The 20,729-nt window shown below is 70.0% G+C and carries 18 protein-coding genes; 9 read left to right on the top strand and 9 right to left on the bottom strand.

Annotated elements, in window-relative coordinates:
• Positions 1 to 188: 188 nt before the first annotated feature.
• Positions 189 to 782, bottom strand: a complete 594-nt coding sequence (locus C7389_RS25690) for a sugar O-acetyltransferase (RefSeq protein ID WP_133590838.1) — start codon at positions 780 to 782, stop codon at positions 189 to 191.
• 336 nt (positions 783 to 1,118) lie between these two features.
• Here C7389_RS25690 and nirB point away from each other — a divergent pair, with 336 nt between their 5' ends.
• The 5 genes from nirB to C7389_RS09845 all read left to right on the top strand — a co-directional run bounded on the left by nirB (position 1,119) and on the right by C7389_RS09845 (position 7,276).
• On the top strand, positions 1,119 to 3,659 hold the full coding sequence (gene nirB / locus C7389_RS09825) for a nitrite reductase large subunit NirB (RefSeq protein WP_133590840.1): 2,541 nt from the start codon (positions 1,119 to 1,121) through the stop codon (positions 3,657 to 3,659).
• Positions 3,660 to 3,692: 33 nt separating this feature from the next.
• Positions 3,693 to 4,034: a nitrite reductase small subunit NirD gene (nirD, locus tag C7389_RS09830; RefSeq protein WP_133590842.1), complete on the top strand. Its 342-nt coding sequence runs from the start codon at positions 3,693 to 3,695 to the stop codon at positions 4,032 to 4,034.
• A gap of 136 nt (positions 4,035 to 4,170) precedes the next feature.
• Positions 4,171 to 4,983, top strand: coding sequence for a formate/nitrite transporter family protein (locus C7389_RS09835; RefSeq protein ID WP_133590844.1), 813 nt, complete (start codon positions 4,171 to 4,173; stop codon positions 4,981 to 4,983).
• Between the two features lie 21 nt (positions 4,984 to 5,004).
• A complete protein-coding gene (locus tag C7389_RS09840) occupies positions 5,005 to 6,741 on the top strand; it encodes a bifunctional protein-serine/threonine kinase/phosphatase (protein WP_133590846.1) in 1,737 nt (578 codons plus the stop codon).
• Between the two features lie 226 nt (positions 6,742 to 6,967).
• Entirely contained in the window at positions 6,968 to 7,276 is a 309-nt protein-coding gene (locus tag C7389_RS09845; protein ID WP_133590848.1) for a hypothetical protein, read from the top strand.
• 16 nt (positions 7,277 to 7,292) lie between these two features.
• Here C7389_RS09845 and C7389_RS09850 read toward each other — a convergent pair whose 3' ends face one another.
• Both C7389_RS09850 and C7389_RS09855 read right to left on the bottom strand, forming a co-directional pair.
• On the bottom strand, positions 7,293 to 8,183 hold the full coding sequence (locus C7389_RS09850) for a DMT family transporter (RefSeq protein ID WP_133590850.1): 891 nt from the start codon (positions 8,181 to 8,183) through the stop codon (positions 7,293 to 7,295).
• A 296-nt stretch (positions 8,184 to 8,479) separates the two neighbouring features.
• Positions 8,480 to 8,884 carry an H-NS histone family protein gene (locus tag C7389_RS09855; RefSeq protein WP_133590853.1) on the bottom strand — a complete coding sequence of 135 codons (405 nt, stop codon included), beginning with the start codon at positions 8,882 to 8,884 and terminating at the stop codon, positions 8,480 to 8,482.
• 828 nt (positions 8,885 to 9,712) lie between these two features.
• Between C7389_RS09855 and C7389_RS09860 the strand changes: the two genes are divergently transcribed.
• A complete protein-coding gene (locus C7389_RS09860) occupies positions 9,713 to 10,558 on the top strand; it encodes a DMT family transporter (RefSeq protein WP_133590855.1) in 846 nt (281 codons plus the stop codon).
• Positions 10,559 to 10,781: 223 nt separating this feature from the next.
• Here the strand turns inward: C7389_RS09860 and C7389_RS09865 are convergent, their stop codons facing one another.
• From C7389_RS09865 to C7389_RS25135, 4 genes are all read right to left on the bottom strand, one after another.
• A complete protein-coding gene (locus tag C7389_RS09865; RefSeq protein WP_133590857.1) occupies positions 10,782 to 11,945 on the bottom strand; it encodes a DUF1501 domain-containing protein in 1,164 nt (387 codons plus the stop codon).
• Positions 11,946 to 11,961: 16 nt separating this feature from the next.
• Entirely contained in the window at positions 11,962 to 13,227 is a 1,266-nt protein-coding gene (locus C7389_RS09870) for a DUF1800 domain-containing protein (RefSeq protein ID WP_133590859.1), read from the bottom strand.
• 495 nt (positions 13,228 to 13,722) lie between these two features.
• On the bottom strand, positions 13,723 to 15,510 hold the full coding sequence (locus C7389_RS09875) for a TonB-dependent siderophore receptor (RefSeq protein WP_211168413.1): 1,788 nt from the start codon (positions 15,508 to 15,510) through the stop codon (positions 13,723 to 13,725).
• Positions 15,507 to 15,809, bottom strand: coding sequence for a TonB-dependent receptor plug domain-containing protein (locus tag C7389_RS25135; protein WP_211168412.1), 303 nt, complete (start codon positions 15,807 to 15,809; stop codon positions 15,507 to 15,509). Before C7389_RS25135 ends, C7389_RS09875 begins: the two co-directional genes overlap by 4 nt.
• A 322-nt stretch (positions 15,810 to 16,131) precedes the next feature.
• Here C7389_RS25135 and C7389_RS09880 point away from each other — a divergent pair, with 322 nt between their 5' ends.
• Positions 16,132 to 16,869, top strand: a complete 738-nt coding sequence (locus C7389_RS09880) for an SDR family oxidoreductase (protein WP_133590861.1) — start codon at positions 16,132 to 16,134, stop codon at positions 16,867 to 16,869.
• On the opposite strand, the gene C7389_RS09885 is transcribed toward C7389_RS09880, so the two are convergent.
• Both C7389_RS09885 and C7389_RS09890 read right to left on the bottom strand, forming a co-directional pair.
• Positions 16,847 to 17,599: a 2'-5' RNA ligase family protein gene (locus tag C7389_RS09885; protein ID WP_133590863.1), complete on the bottom strand. Its 753-nt coding sequence runs from the start codon at positions 17,597 to 17,599 to the stop codon at positions 16,847 to 16,849. The two genes, C7389_RS09880 and C7389_RS09885, sit on opposite strands and share 23 nt — an antisense overlap.
• Positions 17,600 to 17,744: 145 nt before the next feature.
• Entirely contained in the window at positions 17,745 to 19,181 is a 1,437-nt protein-coding gene (locus C7389_RS09890; protein WP_133590865.1) for a DHA2 family efflux MFS transporter permease subunit, read from the bottom strand.
• A gap of 62 nt (positions 19,182 to 19,243) precedes the next feature.
• Here C7389_RS09890 and C7389_RS09895 point away from each other — a divergent pair, with 62 nt between their 5' ends.
• Together C7389_RS09895 and C7389_RS09900 are read left to right on the top strand one after the other, a co-directional pair.
• A complete protein-coding gene (locus tag C7389_RS09895; protein WP_162851712.1) occupies positions 19,244 to 19,705 on the top strand; it encodes a MarR family winged helix-turn-helix transcriptional regulator in 462 nt (153 codons plus the stop codon).
• Between the two features lie 385 nt (positions 19,706 to 20,090).
• Positions 20,091 to 20,726, top strand: coding sequence for a LysE family translocator (locus C7389_RS09900; protein ID WP_133590869.1), 636 nt, complete (start codon positions 20,091 to 20,093; stop codon positions 20,724 to 20,726).
• Positions 20,727 to 20,729 lie beyond the last annotated feature (3 nt).

A 20,729-nucleotide genomic window follows, 5' to 3' on the forward strand; every position in this document is an offset into this window, starting at 1 on the left:
CGCTGGCCCCGGATCGCCTCCCCGAGCGGTCGCCGCTATCCTCGGCAGTTCCTTCGGAGTTCCTTCTTGCATCCGCCCGCCACCACCCGAAGGGAACGGCCCCTTATGAGCGGCGGGAAAGCCACCCTCACCGGCCTGCTCGCCATCCAGCCCCGGTCTGCTCCGGACCCGGGCCAGCACCGCCGCGATCAGCCCGCCTTTGTGCTGAACCGCAGCCGGTCAGCCCCGGTAATCGGACGCAGCACCCGCGCCGGGTTGCCCGCTACCAGCACCGACGCCGGCACGTCCTTCACCACCACCGCGCCGGCGCCGATCACGCTGCCGGCGCCTATGGTCACGCCGGGCAGGATGGACACGCCTGCGCCTATCCACACGTTGTCGCCTATGGTTACCGGGAAGGCGTACTCCAGGCCCTGGTTGCGGCGTTCCACGTCCAGCGGATGGCCGGCGGTGTAGATGCCCACATTGGGGGCGACGAAAACGTTGTCGCCTATGGCCACCCTCGCGCAGTCCAGAATCACCAGGTTGACGTTGGCGTAGAAGTTCTCGCCCAGCTCGATGTTGTAGCCATAGTCGCAATTGAACGGCGGCTCGATCAGGAAGGCGGCGCCGGTGCGGCCCAGCAACCCGCGCAGGATGACCTCGCGCCGCGCCTGCTCGCCGGGCGGGGTGTGGTTGAACTCGAACAGCCTGGCCTTGGCCGCCTCGCGCCGGCGGCGCAGTTCCGGATCGTAATTGGCGTCGTAGAGCAGGCCGGCGGCGGCCTTTTCCATTTCGTTCATTGCGCTCTTCTCCCGTGCGCCATTCACCAAATCGGTGATGCAGCGCACCAAAACAGGGCTTCAATCCTGGGCCAAATCCGCGGCATGAGGGCCAAAAGCCCGTAAATACGCCGGATCGTCGCTAGGCACGAAACGTGCTGTTGCACCATTGCCCGCTGCAAAGATGCGACGGGCAAAGCCTCCGCCAACGATGGTGGGACCCGGCCGGCCGCAAAGACGCAGCCTCCGGGCAATCCGAACCCTATCGAACCGCGTTTGCGGAGGCCTTCATGCTCATGACCTGTCCAGGCTCACGGGTATCACGCGAGGTCCTCCGGGCGACTGAGTGATACGAGCATGAAGATACTTCTCATCGGCCACGGCATGGTTGGCCACAAGTTCCTCGAAGAACTCGCGCAGCTGCGCCAGCCCGGCACCGAAGTCACCGTACTGTGCGAAGAGCCGCGTGCAGCGTATGACCGGGTCCATCTCTCCGAATTCTTCGCCGGCAAGAGCGCCGACGATCTCTCCCTGGTCGCCCCCGGCTTCTTCGAGGACAGCGGCTTCACGCTGCGCCTCAACACCCGCGCCGTAGCCATCGACCGCCGCGCCAGGACGGTGACCACCGCCGGCGGCGAGGTACTGCCCTACGACAAGCTGGTGATCGCCACCGGCTCGGTGCCCTTCGTGCCGCCGGTACAGGGCAATGACCGCGCGGACTGCTTCGTCTACCGCACCATCGAAGACCTGGAGGCGATGACCGCGGCCGGCGCGCGCAGCCGCAGCGGCGTGGTGGTGGGCGGCGGCCTGCTCGGCCTGGAATGCGCCAAGGCGCTGCGCGACCTCGGGCTGGAAACCCATGTGGTGGAGTTCGCCCCGCGGCTGATGGCGGTCCAGGTGGACGACGACGGCGGCCGCATCCTGCGCGGCAAGATCGAGGAGCTGGGCGTGCGGGTGCATACCGGCCGCAACACGCTGGAGATCACCGACGGCGCCCGCGCCCGCCACCGCATGGTGTTCGCCGACGGCAGCCACCTGGAAGCGGACATGATCGTGTTCTCCGCCGGCATCCGGCCGCAGGACATCCTGGCGCGGCAAAACGCGCTGGCGGTGGGCGCCCGCGGCGGCATCGCGGTGGACGACCAGTGCCGCAGCAGCGACCCGGACATCTACGCCATCGGCGAATGCGCCGCCTGGCGCGACCAGCTGTTCGGCCTGGTCGCGCCCGGCTACGACATGGCGCGGGTGGCGGCCCGCCACATCACCGGCCAGACGGAGGTGGCCTTCGGCGGCGCCGACATGAGCACCAAGCTCAAGCTGATGGGCGTGGACGTGGCCAGCATAGGCGACGCCCAGGGCCGCACGCCGGACAGCCGCAGCTTCCGCTACATGGACGAGTGCAAGCGCATCTACAAGAAGATCGTGGTGAGCGCCGACGGCAAGCAGCTGCTGGGCGCGGTGCTGGTCGGCAACGCGGACGAATACGGCACCCTGCTGCAGATGGCGCTCAACCGCATCGCCCTGCCGGCCGACCCGGAATTCCTCATCCTCCCCGCCAGCGACGGCAAGGCCAAACCCGGCCTGGGCGTGGATGCGCTGCCCGACAGCGCCCAGATCTGCTCCTGCAACAACGTCAGCAAGGGCGAACTCTGCGCCGCGGTGGCCGGCGGCGCCACCACCCTGGGCGCGCTCAAGGCTTGCACCAAGGCCGGCGCCACCTGTGGCGGCTGCGTGCCGCTGGTCACCCAGGTGATGAAGGCGGAAATGGCCCGCCTGGGCATGGCGGTGAACAATCACCTGTGCGAGCACTTCCCCTACTCCCGCCAGGAGCTGTTCCACCTCATCAAGGTGGGCGGCATCAAGAGCTTCGGCGAACTCATCGCCAGGCACGGCAAGGGCCTGGGCTGCGACATCTGCAAGCCGACCGCCGCCAGCATCTTCGCCTCCTGCTGGAACGAGTTCGTGCTCAAGCAGGAGCTGGCCAGCCTGCAGGACAGCAACGACTACTTCCTCGGCAACATCCAGAAGGACGGCACCTACTCGGTGGTGCCGCGCATGCCCGGCGGCGAGGTGACGCCCGACGGCCTGATCGCCGTCGGCCAGGTGGCGAAGAAGTACGGCCTCTACACCAAGGTCACCGGCGGCGCCCGGGTGGACATGTTCGGCGCCCGGCTGGAGCAGCTGCCGGCGATCTGGGAAGAGCTGATCGCCGCCGGCTTCGAATCCGGCCATGCCTACGGCAAATCCCTGCGCACGGTGAAGAGCTGCGTCGGCTCCACCTGGTGCCGCTACGGCGTGGGCGACAGCGTCGGCCTCGCGGTGGAGCTGGAGAACCGCTACAAGGGCCTGCGCGCGCCGCACAAGATCAAGTTCGGCGTGTCCGGCTGCACCCGCGAATGCGCCGAGGCGCAGGGCAAGGACGTGGGCGTGATCGCCACCGAGAAGGGCTGGAACCTCTACGTCTGCGGTAACGGCGGCATGAAGCCGCGCCACGCCGAGCTGCTCGCCAGCGACCTGGACAAGGAAACGCTGGTGCGCCTGATCGACCGTTTCCTGATGTTCTACGTGCGCACCGCCGACCGTCTGCAGCGCACCAGCACCTGGCGCGACAACCTGGAAGGCGGCCTGGACTACCTGAAGAACGTGGTGGTGCAGGACAGCCTGGGCCTCGCCGCCGAGCTGGAGGCGCAGATGGCGCATGTGGTGGCGACCTACCAGTGCGAGTGGAAAACCGCCGTCACCAGCCCGGAGGTGCGCAAGCGCTTCCGCACCTTCGTCAATGACGGCCGGCCGGATGCGCGCATCGTCTTCGTCGAGGAGCGCGGCCAGATCCGCCCCGCCCGCGCCGAAGAGCGCCCAGCCGCCATGGCCGATTCCACCACCGAGATGGCCGTCTGAGGCGCCCCGCGCCCCACATCGAGGAGACCCGCCATGACTACAGCCCCCTCCCAGCACTGGACCGCCGTCTGCAGCCTGACCGACATCCTGCCCGGCACCGGCGTCTGCGCCCTGGTGGCAGACCGCCACATCGCCATCTTCCGCCTGGCCGGCGACGAGCTCTATGCCATCGACAACATCGACCCCCGCTCCGGCGCCAGCGTGCTGTCGCGCGGCCTGGTGGGCAACCTGGGCGATCAGCTCGTCGTCGCCTCGCCGCTGTACAAGAACCACTTCGACCTGCGCACCGGCGCCTGCCTGGAAACCCCGGAACACTCGGTGCGCAGCTACCCGGTGCGCCTCAGCGGCGACAGCGTGATGGTCGCCTCCGGCTGAGCCACACCGCCTCATCCCATCCAGACATCCCACGGTTTCCCGTCTCCCCTCGGGGCACCGGGGATAGGGGAACGGCCCGCAACATCCCACCAAGCCGCCCTCAAGACAATCCAACCATCCTTCAAGAGGCACCACCATGGCATACCTGGCCCCCGCCGAATTCGTCACCAAGATGATCGATGCCGGCGAATCCAAACTCCTGATGTCCACCCGCGACACCCTGATCCGCGCCTACATGGCCGGCGCCATCCTGGCGCTGGCGGCCGCCTTCGCGGTATCGGTCACGGTGAATACCGGCAACCCGCTGCTCGGCGCCCTGCTCTTCCCGGTGGGCTTCTGCATGCTCTACCTGCTGGGCTTCGACCTGCTCACCGGCGTGTTCACCCTGGCCCCGCTGGCGGTGTTCGACCGCCGCCCCGGCGCCACCTGGAACGGGGTGATGCGCAACTGGAGCCTGGTGTTCCTCGGCAACTTCGCCGGCGCGATGACGGTGGCGGTGTTCATGGCCATCATCTTCACCAACGGCTTCACCGAGGCGCCCAACGCCATCGGCCAGAAGATCGGCCACATCGGCGAAGGCCGCACCCTGGGCTACGCCGCCCACGGCGCCGCCGGCATGCTGACGCTGTTCGTGCGCGCGGTGATGTGCAACTGGATGGTCTCCACCGGCGTGGTCGCCGCTATGATGTCCACCAGCGTGTCCGGCAAGGTCATCGCCATGTGGATGCCCATCCTGGTGTTCTTCTACATGGGCTTCGAGCACAGCATCGTGAACATGTACCTCTTCCCCTCCGGTCTGATGCTGGGCGGCCAGTTCACCTTCATGGACTACCTGATCTGGAACGAAATCCCCACCGTGCTCGGCAACCTGGTCGGCGGCCTCACCTTCGTCGGCGCCACGCTGTACTCCACCCACTACAAGACCGCGCCCAAGCGCAAGGCGGCCTGATCTCCGCCTGACCACCGCCACATGGCCAGCGCCCCGCGCGTCACCGTCGGCCAGCACTCGCTGGCCGGCGCGCACGAAACCAACCAGGACTTCCACGGCGCGGTGCTGCCCGCCGGCAGCCTGCTGGCGACCAAGGGCATCGCCCTGGCGCTGGCCGACGGCATCAGCACCAGCAGCGTCGGCCACCTCGCCAGCCAGACCGCCGTCGGCGCCTTCCTGGAGGACTACTACGCCACCTCGGAAGCCTGGACGGTGCGCCGCGCCGCCCAGCGCGTGCTCGGCGCCACCAACGCCTGGCTGCACGGCCAGACCCAGCGCAGCGAAGGCCGCTTCGACAAGGACAGGGGCTACGTCTGCACCTTCAGCGCCCTCATCCTCAAGGGCCGCGACCTGCACCTGCTGCATGTGGGCGACTCGCGCATCTACCGGCTGCATCCGCAGGCGCTGGAACAGCTCACCGCGGACCATCGCGTCCATCACTCCGCCAGCGAGAGCTACCTCGCCCGCGCGCTGGGCACCGGCCCGCGGCTGGAGATCGACTACCGCAGCTGGGAAGCCGAGGCCGGCGAGCTCTACCTGCTGGCCACCGACGGCGCCTATGAACACCTGGACGCTGCCGCGATCCACGCCGCCCTGGCCCGCCACCCGGACGACCTCGACGCCGCCGCCGCCGCGCTGGTCGCCCAAGCCCGGGCCGCCGGCAGCCGCGACGACGCCACCCTGCAACTGCTGCGCATCGACGCCCTGCCGGCGGACGACGCCCCCCAGGCCGCGCTGCGCCGCGAAAGCCTGGCGCTGCCGCCGGCGCTGAAACCGCGGCAGGTCTTCGAAGGCTTCACCATCGTCCGCGAGCTGCAGGTCAGCGCGCGCAGCCATGTCCTGCTGGCGGTGGATGCCGCCAGCGGCCGCCAGCTGGTGCTGAAGACGCCCTCGGTGGACCTGCGCGACGATACGCGCTACCTGGACGGCTTCGTGCTGGAGGAATGGGTGGCGCGGCGGGTGGACAGCCCGCACGTGATCAAGGCCTGGCCGGGGGAACGCCGCCGGCAGCATCTCTACGTCGCCATGGAGTACATCGAGGGCCAGACGCTGGCGCAGTGGATGACCGACCATCCGCAGCCGCCGCTGGACATCGTGCGGGGCATCGTCGAGCAGATCGGCCACGGCCTGCAGGCCCTGCATGGCCGCGACATGCTGCACCGCGACCTGCGCCCGGAAAACCTCATGATCGACCGCAGTGGCACCGTCAAGCTCATCGACCTCGCCAGCGTGCATGTCGCCGGCCTGGCCGAAAGCCTGGGCGAGCCGGACGCGGCGCCGCCGCCCGGCACCCTGCAATACCTGGCGCCGGAATGCCTGCTGGGCGAGCCGGCCACCCCCGCCAGCGACCTGTTCGCTCTCGCCGCCCTGAGCTACCAGATGTTCACCGGCCAGTTGCCCTATGGCCTGGCCGCCAGCCGGGTACGCACACCGCAGGAACTGCGCCGCCTGCGCTATATCCCGCTGCGCCACCTGCGGCCCGAGTTGCCGGCCTGGCTGGACGCGGTGCTCGCCCGGGCACTCGACCCGCGGCCGGCGAAGCGGCAGGAAGCCATCTCCGAATTCATCTACGACCTGAAAAATCCCGCCCCCCATTTCCAGCGCACGCAGCGCCTGCCCCTGGCCGAGCGCGATCCGGTGCTGTTCTGGAAATGCGTGTCGCTGATGTCGGGAATGGCGGTGCTGGGCTTGCTGGCCTTCATTGCGTCCTCCCGTTGAGAGCGCAATCGGAAAGAGGCCATCGGGAAGATGCAAAGCCGCGCGACACCGGATTGAATTGCGCGGTATCCGGGCGCCGATATGCGCGCCGCCCCGACCGGCACAGGCTGAATATCAGCGCCGGTCGAAGCCGGTATTCGCCCGAAGACACCCTGCGACGAGGCAGGCGCGGAATCAGCCGCGCAGCGGATTAAACTTTCGCCCCCGCACAGCACCGCGAATCCCAATGAAGATCGATCACCTTCCCATAGGCGCCCGTTTCCAGTGGAAGGGCATCACCTACACCAAGACCGGCCCGATGACGGCCACCGGGGACAGCGGCGGCACCGCCTTCATCCCCAAGCATGTGGTGCTGCAGCCGGTACCGGGCGAAGCACCGCCGGCACCGCCGGAGCCCACCGCGGCCCCGCTGGACGCCGCGAGGGTGCTGGCGGCCTTCGAGGCCTATCACCGCAAGGCGCTCACGCTCACCGACGAGGGGGCCCATGCCGAGTTGGAGGCAGCGCGCCAGCGCTTCCTCGCCGGCCTGCGCTGAAGCGCCCTCCACGCCGCTAGCGCCCCGCCGCAGCCGGCGCCGGATTGCGCTGCAGCGCGCCCAGCAGCGCCCCGGCGGAAACGATCAGGATGCCGACCGCAGCGGTCGGGCTGATGGCCTCGTCTATCAGCAGGCTGGCCCCCACGGCCGATACCGCCGGCACCAGTGCCAGCGCCATCGCCGCCTGGCTGGCGCCTATCTTCTGCGTGGCGTAGCTGAACATGCCGGCCGCCAGCATCGCGGCGACGACACCCTGGTAGACGCCCTGCAGCAGCAGGTCCTGCCAGCTCGCCTGGCCGATGGCCTTGGGCAGGAAAGCGAGATAGGCCGGCAGATAGATCACCGCCGAGATGCTGGCGATGCCAAGCACCGCGCGCTGCGGCGCAATCTGCCAGCGCCGCGTCAGCAGGCCGAAGGCCGCCCAGCAGCCGGCGGCGGCGAAGAACAGCAGGTCGCCCGCCCAGCTGCCCGGGTGCTGCGGCGCCAGCAGGCTTTCCGCGCCGATCAGCAGCAGGCCCGCCGAGGACAACAGCAAGGCGCTCAATACCCGGCGCGAAAGAGGGAAGCCGGCGCCAGCCGCCAGCAGGATCACCGTCCACAACGGAATGCCGCCATTGACGAAGACGCCGGCATGGGCGCTGGGTGCGAACTGGAAGCCGGAATACACCAGCAGCGCATAGCCCAGGCCGCCGCAGGCCGCCAGCGCGGCGTGGCGCGGCCACTCGCGGCGGGGCACCAGGCGCAGGAAGAAAGGCAGCGCGATCGCCGCGGAAACGCCGAAACGCAAGGCGCCAAGATCAAACGCGGTAAAGGTGCCGGTGCTGCCGAAGCGGGAAACGATATTGAAGCCCGACCAGCACACCACCACCAGCGCCACGGCCAGCCTGCCCTTGAGCACCTCGCTCATCGCGGTGCCCGCCCGCCGGGCGCTTGCGGAGGAATACAGGGAATGGGGCAGGAGTTCATCGGCGGCTCACGGCGAAAGTCGGCAAGGCCACCGCTGCGCAGCGCACCTTTGCCCGGTGCAAAAGGCAATGGAATGAGCCTGGAAGTAAATCACCCGCCAGCGGAAACGGACAGCATCAGTGGTGCGAATTTTCCGCCATAACAGTCCGCGGGGCGGAAAAACAAACAGCCCCATGTCTCCATGAGGCTGCAGTGACCCGCCAATTCCCCGCCGGAGGAATTGGCAAAAGCGGAAACTCAGCTGCGCTTTTTCTTCAGGTCGTCCAACTCGCCACCATTGCCCAGCCAATTGATGACCCAATTCGGCTTGCGGCCGCGGCCAGACCAGCCTTCTTTCGGATTCAGCGGGTTGAAATAAACCGGCGGCAGCGCTTCCTTCTTTTCGGCCGGCTGCTTCTCGGCCTTGGCCTTCGCCAGCTTGGCGGCCTTGGGCGCCTTCACCGCCTTCGCTTCCTTGGAGTCCTTGCGCGCGGGAGCGCCTTCCAGCAGGTCGCTCAATTCCAGCCCTTCCGCCTGGGCCATCTTCTCGAGCTTGCGTATCAGCGCCTTCTTCGCGCCCGTCGCCCGCTTCTCGATTTCCTTTTCAATCTGGACACAGAGCTTCTTCAGGTCGCTGAGCGAATACGACTTCAAATCCTGCATGGTTTTTCCGCTGATTTAAAAAGCGGCGAGATTACCATGCCCGGAATAAATTGCGCTCGAATCCGCCCTACCGGCGATATACGGAATTTCCCGCATAAGCCCGCGGGTAATTCCGTGACCGGAGACGCCGGCGAAACGCCCCTTACGCAAGGCCGGTGGCATATGGGCTTGAGCCGGGCCTCAGGCCGGCTGCCGAATTGAAAGCAAGTGGCGCACGGAATATCCGGCGCTGCCGCCAAATCACCGGAACGGCGCGGAGCAGGCTGGCACCATAAAAATGGCGCGCGGAATTCGGCGGTCAGACGGGGAGCCTTCTCACCCGGATCTGCACCACCGCGCAGCCCGGCTGAACAGCGCCTGAGGGATCGGGCTGTAATTCGTGGCCGGCACCGCTGCCGTGTTTTTTGCGCCATCGAGCAGGCGAATTCCGTGGCTCAGCGAATTGAGTCCGGGGCGCGCAGGAATTACTCCTTCCCGGGGCATGCATATCGCCGGTGGCCCGGAAAACGGATATGAAGGGAATTCGCACTGGGACGGCCATGCTCGCACGGCAATATCCGGCATCCGGCCTGCGCCCTTCATCCGTGCCCTTCCTGCCCGTTTCTTGGGCAGGCTGGCTGTACGCTTGCCGGCCAGGCACTTGCAGCATTTGTCCCGGCGTTTTCCACAGCGCTGCCCACACCGGCTGGGGACAAAAAGCGCCGCGCCGGCGCACAGGGTGCGTGCAGCCATCCGCCCGGCCTAGAATCCACCATCGCCCGCATTCGCGGGCAGATCCGAAAACGATAAGCCGGCGGCACGAGCCGACCGGCAACGGAGACATGCGCCATGCGCAAAAGCACGCTGCTTCAACTAGTGGCGGTCGCCATGATCGCTTTCGCCGGCAATTCCCTGCTGTGCCGCATCGCCCTGCGCGAGGGTCATATCGACGCCGCCAGTTTCAGCACGCTGAGGCTGGCCTCGGGCGCATTGATGCTGTGGCTGCTGGTGCGCCGGCGGGAAGGCAGCGGCGCCGGCCACGGCAGCTGGATTTCCGCCTTCGCGCTGTTCGCCTATGCGGCCGGTTTCTCCTTTGCCTACCTCACCCTGCCGGCGGCGGCGGGCGCCTTGCTGCTGTTCGGCGCGGTGCAGGCGACCATGATCGGCTACGGCCTGTGGCGGGGCGAGCGGCTGAACCTGCTGCAGGGCGGCGGCCTGCTGCTGGCCGCCGGCGGGCTGGTCGGGCTGCTGCTGCCGGGGCTGTCGGCGCCGCCGCTGCGGGGCGCGCTGCTGATGATCGCCGCCGGCATCGCCTGGGGCGTGTATTCCCTGCGCGGCCGCGGCGTCGCCAGGGCCACCGCCAGCACCGCCGGCAACTTCCTCCGCGCCCTGCCCTTCGCCGCCGTGCTCAGCCTGCTGACGCTGCAGCAGGCCGCGCTGACACCAGCCGGCATCGGCTATGCCATCGCCTCCGGCGCGCTGGCCTCCGGCCTGGGGTATGCGATCTGGTATTCGGTGCTGCCGGCCTTGCGCGCGACCAACGCGGCGACGATACAGCTCAGCGTGCCGGTGATCACCGCGGCGGGCGGGGTGATCTTCCTGGGCGAGCCGATCACGTTGCGGCTGGTGCTGACGTCCATCGCCATCCTGGCGGGAATCGCGCTGGTGATCACCGGGAAGCGGGCGGCGGGCTGAGGAGTCCGGCGGCGGCCAAGAAATACCCTACGCCGCCTTGCCCCCAGGGCCCTTCGGTCTCGCGGGGGTGGGCTGATTGAAGCGTCGGGCAGCAAGCAGGCTTCGACAAGATCAGCCCAACCCGCGCTGCGCCGGTATTCGATTCCCGGATCAATGGCCGCCGCCTGAGCGCAGCTGCCGGGCCGGCGATGCTTGGTCCGGCCGTTGACGGTCCCCCCTGGCTTCAGGCGAGCACCCCTTCCACCGGCTTCAATCCCTGGCTGCCAGGGAATACCGTTTCCGCCAGCTGCCTGCGGCCCAGGCCGAGGGCCGGGCCAGCCGCCGCGGCGAGCAGCGCGCGCAGGTCGGTGGTGGCGCGCAGGTCGCGGTCCTGGTGCAGGCTGGCGCTGGCGAGGCCGGGCCAGTCGCCCAGCACCTTGCCGCCAGCCACCCGGCCGCCGAGCACGAAGGCGGCGCCGGCGGTGCCGTGATCGGTGCCGCGGGTGCCGTTCTCCCGCACGGTGCGGCCGAATTCCGAGACGACGACGACCGTGGTGCGCGCCCAGGCCGGGCCCAGCGCCGCCTGCAGCGCAATCAGGCCATCGTCCAGCTGGCCCAGGGCCCGCAGCAGCGCGCCCTTGGGAGCAGCCTGGCCGGCATGGGAATCCCAGCCCGTCATCTCCAGCATGGCGACGCGCGGGCCGCGCTCGGCGGCGAGGAATTCGCCGGCGCGGGTGGCCAGCCGCAGGAAATCGCCGCGCGCCGCCGCTTCGCCCGCCATGCCGCCGTCGCCGCGTTGCTCCACCGCGCGACTGAGTGCCGGGCCGAGCTGGGCATCCTGCTCGTACATCCGCCCCAGCCGTTCCAGCAGCGCCGGGTCCGGCTCCGGCGCGCGCGAGGGCGACCAGGTTTCGACCGCGCCGGCGCCGCGCAGCGCCAGCGGCGGGATGGTGGCCAGCGCCAGGCCCTGGCGGCCGCTGGCCTGCAGCGCGCGGCCCAGCCAGCCGGTGGTGAGCACATGCGGCTGCACGCCGCCGCTCTCCAGCACTTGCTGGGCGTCGAAGTGGGAGCGCTCGCGGTAGGGCGTGGCGACCGCGTGGACGACGGCGAGCTGCTTCGCCTGCCACAGGCCGTGCAGCCCGGTGAGGCGCGGATGCAGGGCGAAGAAGCCGTCCAGCGCCAAGGGTTCGCCGCCCTGGTTGGCGAGGCTGCCGCGCTGGCCGGCGTAGTCCGGATCGCCGGGCGCCGGCACCGCGGCGAGGCCGTCCAGGCCGCCGCGCAGCAGCACGAACACCAGGCGTTCGCCGTCGGCCTTGCCGCTGGCGGGCGCGGCCAGGCCAAGGCGGGCGACCGGCAGCGCGGCAGCGGCGCCCAGGGCGTGGAGGAAATGTCTTCGGCTGATCGGCATGCGGCGTCTCCTGCAGTCAGCGGCGCTGGAATTCGGGCGCGGCGAGGAAGAGGGTGAGGGCCTGGCGCGGGCTGTCGGCGCGGGCGATCTCGGCGCGGCTGGCGGGGCCGAGGCGCTCGGCCAGGCTGCTTTCGGCCAGGCTGCGGGCATCCACCGCCGGCACCCGGCCAGCCAGGCGCGCCGCCCATTCGATGCGCTTCCACATGGCGTCGGTGCCCAGCCAGTCTTCGGCGCGATCCGGCCAGCCCGCCGGCGAGGGCGCGGCGCCGACGCGCTGGCCCATGGCCTGGGCGCCGGCGCCCACGCCTTCGAACACCCGCTGGCGCAGGCCCAGCAGGCGGTAGGCGGAGAGGCCCAGTTCCTCCGGCAGCTTGAGCTTGGGAAAGCCGGCATCCCAGGCCTGCGGATGGGCAAGCAGGGCGCGGCAGACTTCGGCCAGATCGCCGCCGCTGTCCAGGTAGCGCCGCGACAGCGCCCGCACCAGCGCCGGTGGCGGTTCGTCGGCAACGAAATGGCGCGCCAGCCGGTCGGCGACGTGGCGGGCGCAGGCCGGGGTGGCGGCGAGGTCGCGCAGCACGGCGTGGATCTCGCCTTCGCCGTCCTCGGCGTAGCGGCGGCCGAGGATGTGCTTGGCGCCGGGCTGGTGGCGGCGGGCGTCGAAGCGGGTCTCGCCGCTGTCGGCATCCACCGTCCAGCCGGTGAGCACCGCCGCCAGCGCGCGCACGTCGTCCTGGGAATAGCCGCCATCCACGCCGAGGGCGTGCAGTTCCAGCAGTTCGCGTGCGAGGTTTTCGTTGAGGCCGCGCTTGCCGCGGTTGCCGGCGGGCGAGTCCGGCCCGACCGACTGCACGTTGTCCAGGTAGCGCAGCATGGCCGGGTGCAGGGTAGCGGCCTGCAGCATGTCGCCGAAGCGGCCACAGGCGTGGGGGCGGATGGCGTCGCGCTCGAAGGCGCCGACCAGGGGCGCGACCGGCCCGCGCAGCGCGGAGACGGTGAAGTGGTTGCACCACAGGATGACCAGCCGCTCGGCGAAGGGCGCGGCGCTGTCGATCTGGTGGATCCAGCGCGCTTCGGCTTCGTCGCGCAGCCAGTCGCGGTAGCGCCGGCGTCTGGTCTCTTCGGCGTCCTGTTCGCCATGCACCGGCTTGGGCGGCGGCGCCCAGGGCGGCGGCGGCGCCGCCAGCTGGGCCTGCAGCCAGCGCACCGGATCGCCGATGCCGGCGAGGGAGGGCTCGCCGAGGCCGAAACGGTGGGCGGCGATGGACTGCTGGACCAGGCTCATGGCGGATCTGTCCCTGTAGCTGCGGAGTGGTGGCAGGCGGATGCCTGTTCAACGTGGCGGGCGGCGCCCGGGTGGACGTCCGCGGGCGCTGCCAGGGTGCGACCGATGGGGTCGCGGCGGGGTTTCCGGGAGCGGGCGGGCTTTACATCAAGTCACCGGCTGGGGAGGGGTGTAACAGCTGGGGCTGGGGAGTCTGCGCCTGGCGCGGTTTGCCGCTGGGGCTCGCTGTCGGCTCGGCAGGGCACTGCGTGCGGTATGAGGCGGGTGGGGGCAATCGAAAGACATTGCGGGGAGCGGGCTTCGACAGGCTCAGCCCGAACGGGAATGAGTGCGCAGGGTGGGCGCGGATAGGCGTGCGGATTTCTTCACTTTTCCCCCCTCTCATCCAAGGCCGCGGAGAACAGCTTTGCGCGGGCCCGGCACCGCGCCCGGCGCAAAGCCGGAACGCGGCGCGCCGCAGCCGGGGCGGACTCCCGTCCGCCCCGCTCCACCGCCTTACAGATCGATCTTCAACGAGGCCTTGAAGGTGCGCGGCGCGCCCGCGGCGAGGCGGGTGCCGCCGGCGGCCCAGTATTCCTTGTCGGCCAGGTTTTCGACGTTGAGCTGCCACACCGTCTGCTTGCCCATCACCCGGGTGGCGTAGCGCACGCCGGCGCCGTAGAGGGTGACTTCGTCCAGCCAGGCCTGGTTGAGGTCGTTCACCGGGCGGCGGCCGGTGTAGTAGGCGCCGGCATTCAGCGACAGGCCGGGCAGCTGGGCGATGTCGTAGGTGAGGAAGAGGCTGCCGGTGCGGCGCGCGGCGTTCTCGGGCAGCTTGCCGTCGTAGTCCGGGCCGATGTCGCGGAACTCCGGGTCCAGCCACAGCGCGGAGGCCTGCCAGCCGAGCTGGCGGCTGAGCCTGCCCTGGGCGGAGAGTTCGACCCCGCGGTAACGCTGTTCGCCGTCGGCGGTGTAGAGGTTGTCGGCATTGGTGTAGTAGCCGGGGCGTTCGATGTCGAACACCGCGGCGGACACCAGGGTGCCGAACGGCGCCTGCCAGCGCGCACCCAGTTCCTTCTGCTTGCTGACGCCGGGCGACATGCGGGTGCCGACGTTGGCGGTGCCGGTGGGCGCGGTCTCGCCCTCTTCCAGGCCCTCCGAGTAGGAGGCGTAGAGCGAGACCTCCGGCAGCGGCTTGTAGATCACCGCCGCCAGCGGCGTGGTTTCCTGCGGGCTGTAGGAGGTGCCGCCCTGGTCGCTGTGGTAGCGGGCGTGGCGCAGGCCGGCGATGAGCTGCCATTGCGGGCTGAGGGTGATGCGGTCTATGGCGTAGTAGCCGACGTCGCGCGTCTCGTAGGCGGCGGTGGTGGGCGAGGTGGGCATCGCGCTCCAGGTGACGCTGCCGGAGATGTCGCGCGGGTTGTAGAGGTTCTGCGAGGCGACGCTGTAGGTCTGCTGGTAGATCGGGTCCTGGTCCTTGCTGGTGTAGCTGGCGCCCAGGGTGAGCTCGTGGCGCAGGAAGCCGGTGTCGAAGGTGCCGAACAGCTCGGCGCGGCCCATGTCGGACTCCAGCGTCAGCTCCTGCGAGTTGCCGCGGATGTTGCCGGCGCCGGTGGCCACCGCGGCGGCGTTGGTGAAGCGGAAGATGGCGAGCTGGCGCTTGCGCTCCACCCTGGCGTGGCCGGCTTCCAGCGTCAGCGCCCAGTTGTCGGAGAGGGCGTAGTCGGCGCGCAGCAGGGCGTTGGTGGTTTCGGCGCGGAAGGTGGACCAGTCCGGGCCGACGAGCTTGGCCGGGTCCACCGTGTGCGGCAGGGTGATGCGGCCATTCACCGCCGTCGGCAATTGCACGCCGGCCTGCTCGGTGGTTTCGCGGCGGTCGTATTCGAAGTCGGCCTTCAGCGTCAGGCGGTCGTTCACCCGCCAGTCGAAGGCGGCGGAGAAGAAGCGGCGCTCGCCGTTGTCCACCCCGTCCAGGTAAGAACCCAGCGAGCCGCCGGCGGCATTCACCCGCAGGCCGTACTGCTGCTGGTCGCCGAAGCGGCGGCCGACGTCCGCGCTGGCCAGCGCGCTGCCGTGGGAGTCGAAGGACAGGCCCAGCGTGGTCACCGGCTCGGCGCCGGCGCGCTTGGTCACCAGGTTCACCACGCCGGCCGGCGAGGTGAAGCCGTAGTACAGCGCCGAGGCGCCCTTCAGCACTTCCACCCGCTCCTTGTTCTCCATCGGCACCTGGGAGAAGTTGAGGTAGGGCAGCGAGCCGTTGATGCGATAGTTGGTGCGGTTCTCGACGCCGATGCCGCGTATCACCAGCTGGTCCCCCAGGTTTCGCCGCCGTTCTGCTGGCGGGTGACGCCGGCGGTGTTGCGCAGCGCGTCGTACAGCCCGCTGGCGGCCTGCAGCTCCAGCGCCTCGCGCGTCACCACGTTGATGGTGGACGGCACGTCCATGATGTCAGCACCGCGGAAGGTGCCGGCCTCCACCGTTTCCGGCTTCAGGCCGTCGGCGCGCACGCCGGTGACGGTGACCGTCTGCAGCTGGCGGGCGCCGTCTTCGTCGCCGCTCTGCGCCTGCGCCGGCGCGAACATCGCCAGCGAGGCGGGAATCAACAGCAGTTTCAGTTTGGGATGGCGGAGGGAAAGCGGAGACGCGGACGGGCGGAGTCGGGTAGCGGGGTGAGGGGCCATGGGAATCGAGCGGGTTGGGGAGAGGAACGCCCGGCTTGCTGCCGGATCGAGAGTGGAAGCGGGTTTGCGTCGGCGCGCGGCGGAAAACGGCGATGCATTCGCACCAAGGCAATAATGAAAACGATTCTTATTATAAGTTTGTGCCGCGCTTTTCCGACACCTCGGTTTCCACGCCCCGCTTGCCGGCGCGCGCCAGCCTGTTGAAGAATCCCGTGCCTCCCCCTTTCCGCCCGGAGATTCCGCCATGCACGCCTTGCTCACCGGCCATAGCCGCGGCCTGGGAGAGGCCATTGCCGACGCCTTGCTGGCGCGCGGCATTCCGGTACTCGCCCTGTCGCGCCACGGCAATACCGCCCTCGCCGCCCGCCACCCCGGCCTGCTCACCGAAGTGGCGCTGGACCTGGCCGACGGCGCCGCGCTGGAGCGCTGGCTGGCTGACGGCGCCCTCGCCCGGCTGCTGCCGCCGGACGCGCCGGCGCTACTGGTGAACAACGCCGGCGTGCTGCAACCGGTGGGCGCGCCCGGCGAGCAGGGCGCGGCGGCCATCCTGCGCGCGGTGACGGTGAACGTGGCGGCGCCGCTGATGCTGGCGGACGCGCTGATCGCCACCCGCCAGGGCAGCGCCGAGCGCCGCATCCTGCATGTTTCCAGCGGCGCCGCGCGCAGCCCTTATGCCGGCTGGAGCCTGTACTGCGCCACCAAGGCCGCGCTGGACCACCACGCCCGCAGCGTGGCGCTGGATGGCCTGGCCGGCGTGCGCATCTGCAGCCTGGCGCCGGGCGTGATCGACACCGAAATGCAGGGCCAGATCCGCGCCACGCCGGCGGAACGCTTTCCGCTGAAGGCGCGCTTCGAGCAGCTGAAGCAGGACGGCGGGCTGAGCAGCCCGGCGGACACCGCCGCCCGGCTGGTGGACTACCTGCTCTCGGCGGGCTACGGCGGCGAGCCGGTGGCCGACCTCAGAACGCTGGCGTCCGGCTGAGGGGCGCCGTGCCGCGGGCCGGTGTGTCGAAAGGGAAAGCGCCGTAGCGGCGCACCGCGCCATCCGCCAGCGCGTAATCGGCGACCAGCGTGAGCGGCCCGCCGATGTCGGCGCTGTCGTAGCAGAGGAAGGCCAGCCGCTGCACCGCCAAGCGCAGCCGCACCGCCGGAAAGGCAGCCAGCCGTGGGGCGAGCGCGGCGCAGTCGTACTCATCGGCATAGAGGCCGACGGTGAGATGCGGCAGGTAATCGCCGTCGCGGCCCTGCTCTTCGCCGGTACCGGCCATCAACCCACGGCGCAGCGCGGCGATGCCGCCCTCCACGTCATCCACCGCCAGAAAGGGGGCCGAGGCGAAGCTCTCCAGCCCGCCGAGCTCCAGCGCAAAAGGCGGCGGCGCTGCAACACGCAGCGCCGCCAGCGCCTCCTCGAAAGCCGCCAGCGGATAGTCGCCCGCGCGCTGCGCCTCCGCGCAGGGAAAACCGCCCAGCGCCAGGGTGATGTGCGGCTGGCGGCGGTAGCCCGAAAGCAGGCAGTCGCCCAGATGCGCCTGCGCCGCCGCCATCGCGTCCGCCACCACCGGCTCCTCCAGCAGCAGCGCCCACAGGCCGTAGTGCGGCCGGCCGTGGTGCCATTCGACGAAATCCCGCCGCAGGTTGCGCAGCGTGCGGCCGGCGGCGAGAAAGGTCTCGCGGGCGCGAACCAGGCGGGCGTCGGGCGGGATCGGGTCCATGGGGCTTACGGCGAAGGAATGGGCGGATTATCTCCGCAGCGGCGGGCACCCGGAGCCCCGGGTCGGCGATGACGCAGCGCCCCCGCTCCAATCCGGCGCCGACTGGCCTGCCGGAGCCCTGCAGAAGAGCTCACCGCCGGACCGTTCAACGCTTCCCCATGCGGCAGGCCGCCACCAGCGCCAGCGCGAACACCCCGGCCAGCAGCAGGAAGCCCTGGGCGTAGGCGGTGAGCACGCCGGGCACCACCGTGCCATACACCGACTCCCGCCAGGCGACGAACACCGCCGCCACCGCGATGCCCAGCATGCCGCCCAGCTGGCGGGCGTAGCTGATCACCGCCGACGACTGGCTCAGCTGATGCGGCTCCAGGTGGCGCAGCGTGGCGAGATTGAGCGCCGGCATGATCATGCCCAGGCCGACGCGGCCGAGCACGGTGACGAAGATCAGTTCGCCATGGCCTATGCCCTTCGCCAGCAGCGCGAACAGCAGGAAGGAGAGGCCGAAGCAGGCCAGGCCGGCGACGGTGATCCACTGCGGCGACACCTTGTCCGCCAGCCGGCCGGCCGGCGGAATGGTGGCCGCCAGCGCCAGCCCGGCCGGCACCAGCACCATGCCAGCGGCAGCCGCGCCAAAGCCGAGTGCGTTCTGCAGGAACACCGGGATCAGGTAGGTGGAGGCGTACAGCCCGAAGCCGTAGGCGAAGGCCACCGTGGTGCCCATGGCGAAGCTGCGGTGGCGGAACAGGCCCAGGCTGATGAGCGGCTTCTTCACCCGCTGCGCATGGCGCACGAAGCAGGCCAGCAAACCGGCGGCCAGCGCCAGCTGCGCCAGCGTCCACGGCGCCAGCAGGCCGCTGTGCTGCAGGCTGGCGACGGACTCGATCAGCGCCAGCGTGCCGGCGGTGAGCAGCGCCAGCCCCCACCAGTCGAAGCCGTGGCGCGGCGCCGCCTCCGCCCGCGGCAGCAGGTAGAGCGCGCTGCCAACGGCGAGCACGCAGAAAGGCAGGTTGAGCAGGAAGATCGCCGGCCAGCCGTAGCGGTCCAGCAGCACGCCGCCCAAGGCCGGCGCCACCGCCGGCGCCAGCACCAGGCTGAAGCTGAGCGCGCCGGAGGCCCGCCCCTGCACGCCGGGCGGAAAGCTGCGCATCACCACCAGCGGCCCCAGCGGCTGCAACATGCCGGCCGCCAGCCCCTGGACGACGCGGGTGAACACCAGGTAGGGGAAATGGGTGGCCAACGCGCCGGCCACGCTGGCCAGCAACATCATCAACACCGCGCCGAGAAAAAGGCGGCGGAAACCGAAGCGGTCCAGCAGCCAAGGCGTGGGCAGCATGCCCACCGTCATCGCCGCCATGAAGCCGGTGATGGCCCACTGCACCTGTTCCTGGCCGAGGGCGAAATCCCGCATCAGCGCCGGCACCGCGACGTTGAAGCTGGTGGTGGACAGCACGCCGGCGATGGTGCCCAGGCTGGCGACGATCAGCACCATCCACTTGTAGCGCCCACCATGGCGCTGGGTGTGGGTTTCCGCCGGCAGGGCGCGGAACAGGTCGCGGGTGAGGTCGCGGATGGGGGAGGACATGGTGGACATTTCGCCCGGCAGGGGCCAAGCTTTCCATTAGCACATCAACAATTAGCATGCTAATGAAAAACCTGACCAAAGATCAACACGCCGTCGCCACCCTGCTCCACCGCGCCGCCGCCCTGTGGCGGGTGAAACTGGACGAACGCCTGCGCCCCTGGGGCATGACCCAGGCCACCTGGCGGGTGCTGTGGGCGCTGCACACCGCCGGGGAGCGCTACAACCAGAGCAGCCTCGCCACCCGCCTGGGCATAGAGACGCCGACGCTGGTGCGCCTGCTGGACCGCATGGAAAAGCTGGGCCTGGTCGGCCGCAGCCCGGACGCCCAGGACCGCCGCCAGAAGTACCTGGAGATCAAGCCCGACGGCCTGGCGCTGGTAGCCCGCATCGAGGGCGAGGTGATAGGCATGCGGGAAGAGATGCTGGCCGGCCTGGGCCAGGCCGAGCTGCAAGCCTGCCTGAAGGTGCTGGAGCGAGTGGTCGCCAACGGCGGCGGAAAACCCGCGGGGGATGCGGCGGGCTGAGTGGAGGCCGTCCTCCAAGGTAGCCCCGGGGGCAGGGTTGCTGTGCGCCGGTGATGTTCGGGAAGCGTGGAGGTTCGGGTGAGGGGCGCGTTGCACTGGACTGCGGCTGACACCGCAGCCAGCGGCGACCGACAGCCAAGCACCTATCGCGCCCTTGGGTGCCGCCCTGTACGGCTCCGCCCTCCCCTGGCACATCGCCAGGCCAGCCCGCTTTCCTCAGCCACCTAGCCACGCCGTTCCGCGATAACCCGGCCCCACAGACCCGCGCGCCCCGCTCCTCACCAACAAATCCCTTCTCCTCCAAGGGCCCACCCCGCATTTGACTGTGCCTGCCCCGCCCAACAGAATCGAACGCTTTTCCCGCACGCCCTGCCGCCCGACCGCCATGCTGCCCCTGGACACCCTGCTCGCCTTCCTCGCCGTCTCCATCGCCATCACCTTCGCGCCGGGGCCAGACAACCTGATGGTGCTGGGGCAGAGCCTGGCGCGCGGGCGCATGGCCGGCTTCGGCATCGCCGTCGGCTGTGCGCTGGGCTGTTTCACCCACACGCTGTGGGCAGCGATAGGCGTGAGTGCCGCCATTGCCGCCTCGCCGCAGCTCTTCCTCGGCCTCAAGCTGGCGGGCGCCGCCTATCTCGCCTGGCTGGGCGTGCAGGCGCTGCGCAACGCCTCCGCCCTGCGGCCGGCAGCCCTCGCCGGTAGCGGCGAGCCCTGGCTGCGCTACCTGCGGCGCGGCTTCATCGCCAATGCCATCAACCCCAAGGTGGCGCTGTTCTTCCTCGCCTTCTTGCCGCAGTTCAGCCGGCCGGAGCTGGGCAGCGTGGCGCTGCAGACGGTGCAGCTGGGGCTGGCCTTCGCGCTGCAGACGGTGCTGGTGTTCGGCACCATCGCCTGCGCCGCCGGCGCCATCGGCCGCGCGCTGGCGAAGCGGCCGGCAGCGGGCGCCTGGCTGGACCGGCTGGCGGGGCTGATCTTCATCGGTCTCGCCATCCGCCTTGCCACCGACGGCCGCGGCCAGTAGGAG

Source organism: Azoarcus indigens, assembly GCF_004361735.1.
GTDB classification, from domain to species: Bacteria; Pseudomonadota; Gammaproteobacteria; order Burkholderiales; family Rhodocyclaceae; genus Azoarcus; species Azoarcus indigens.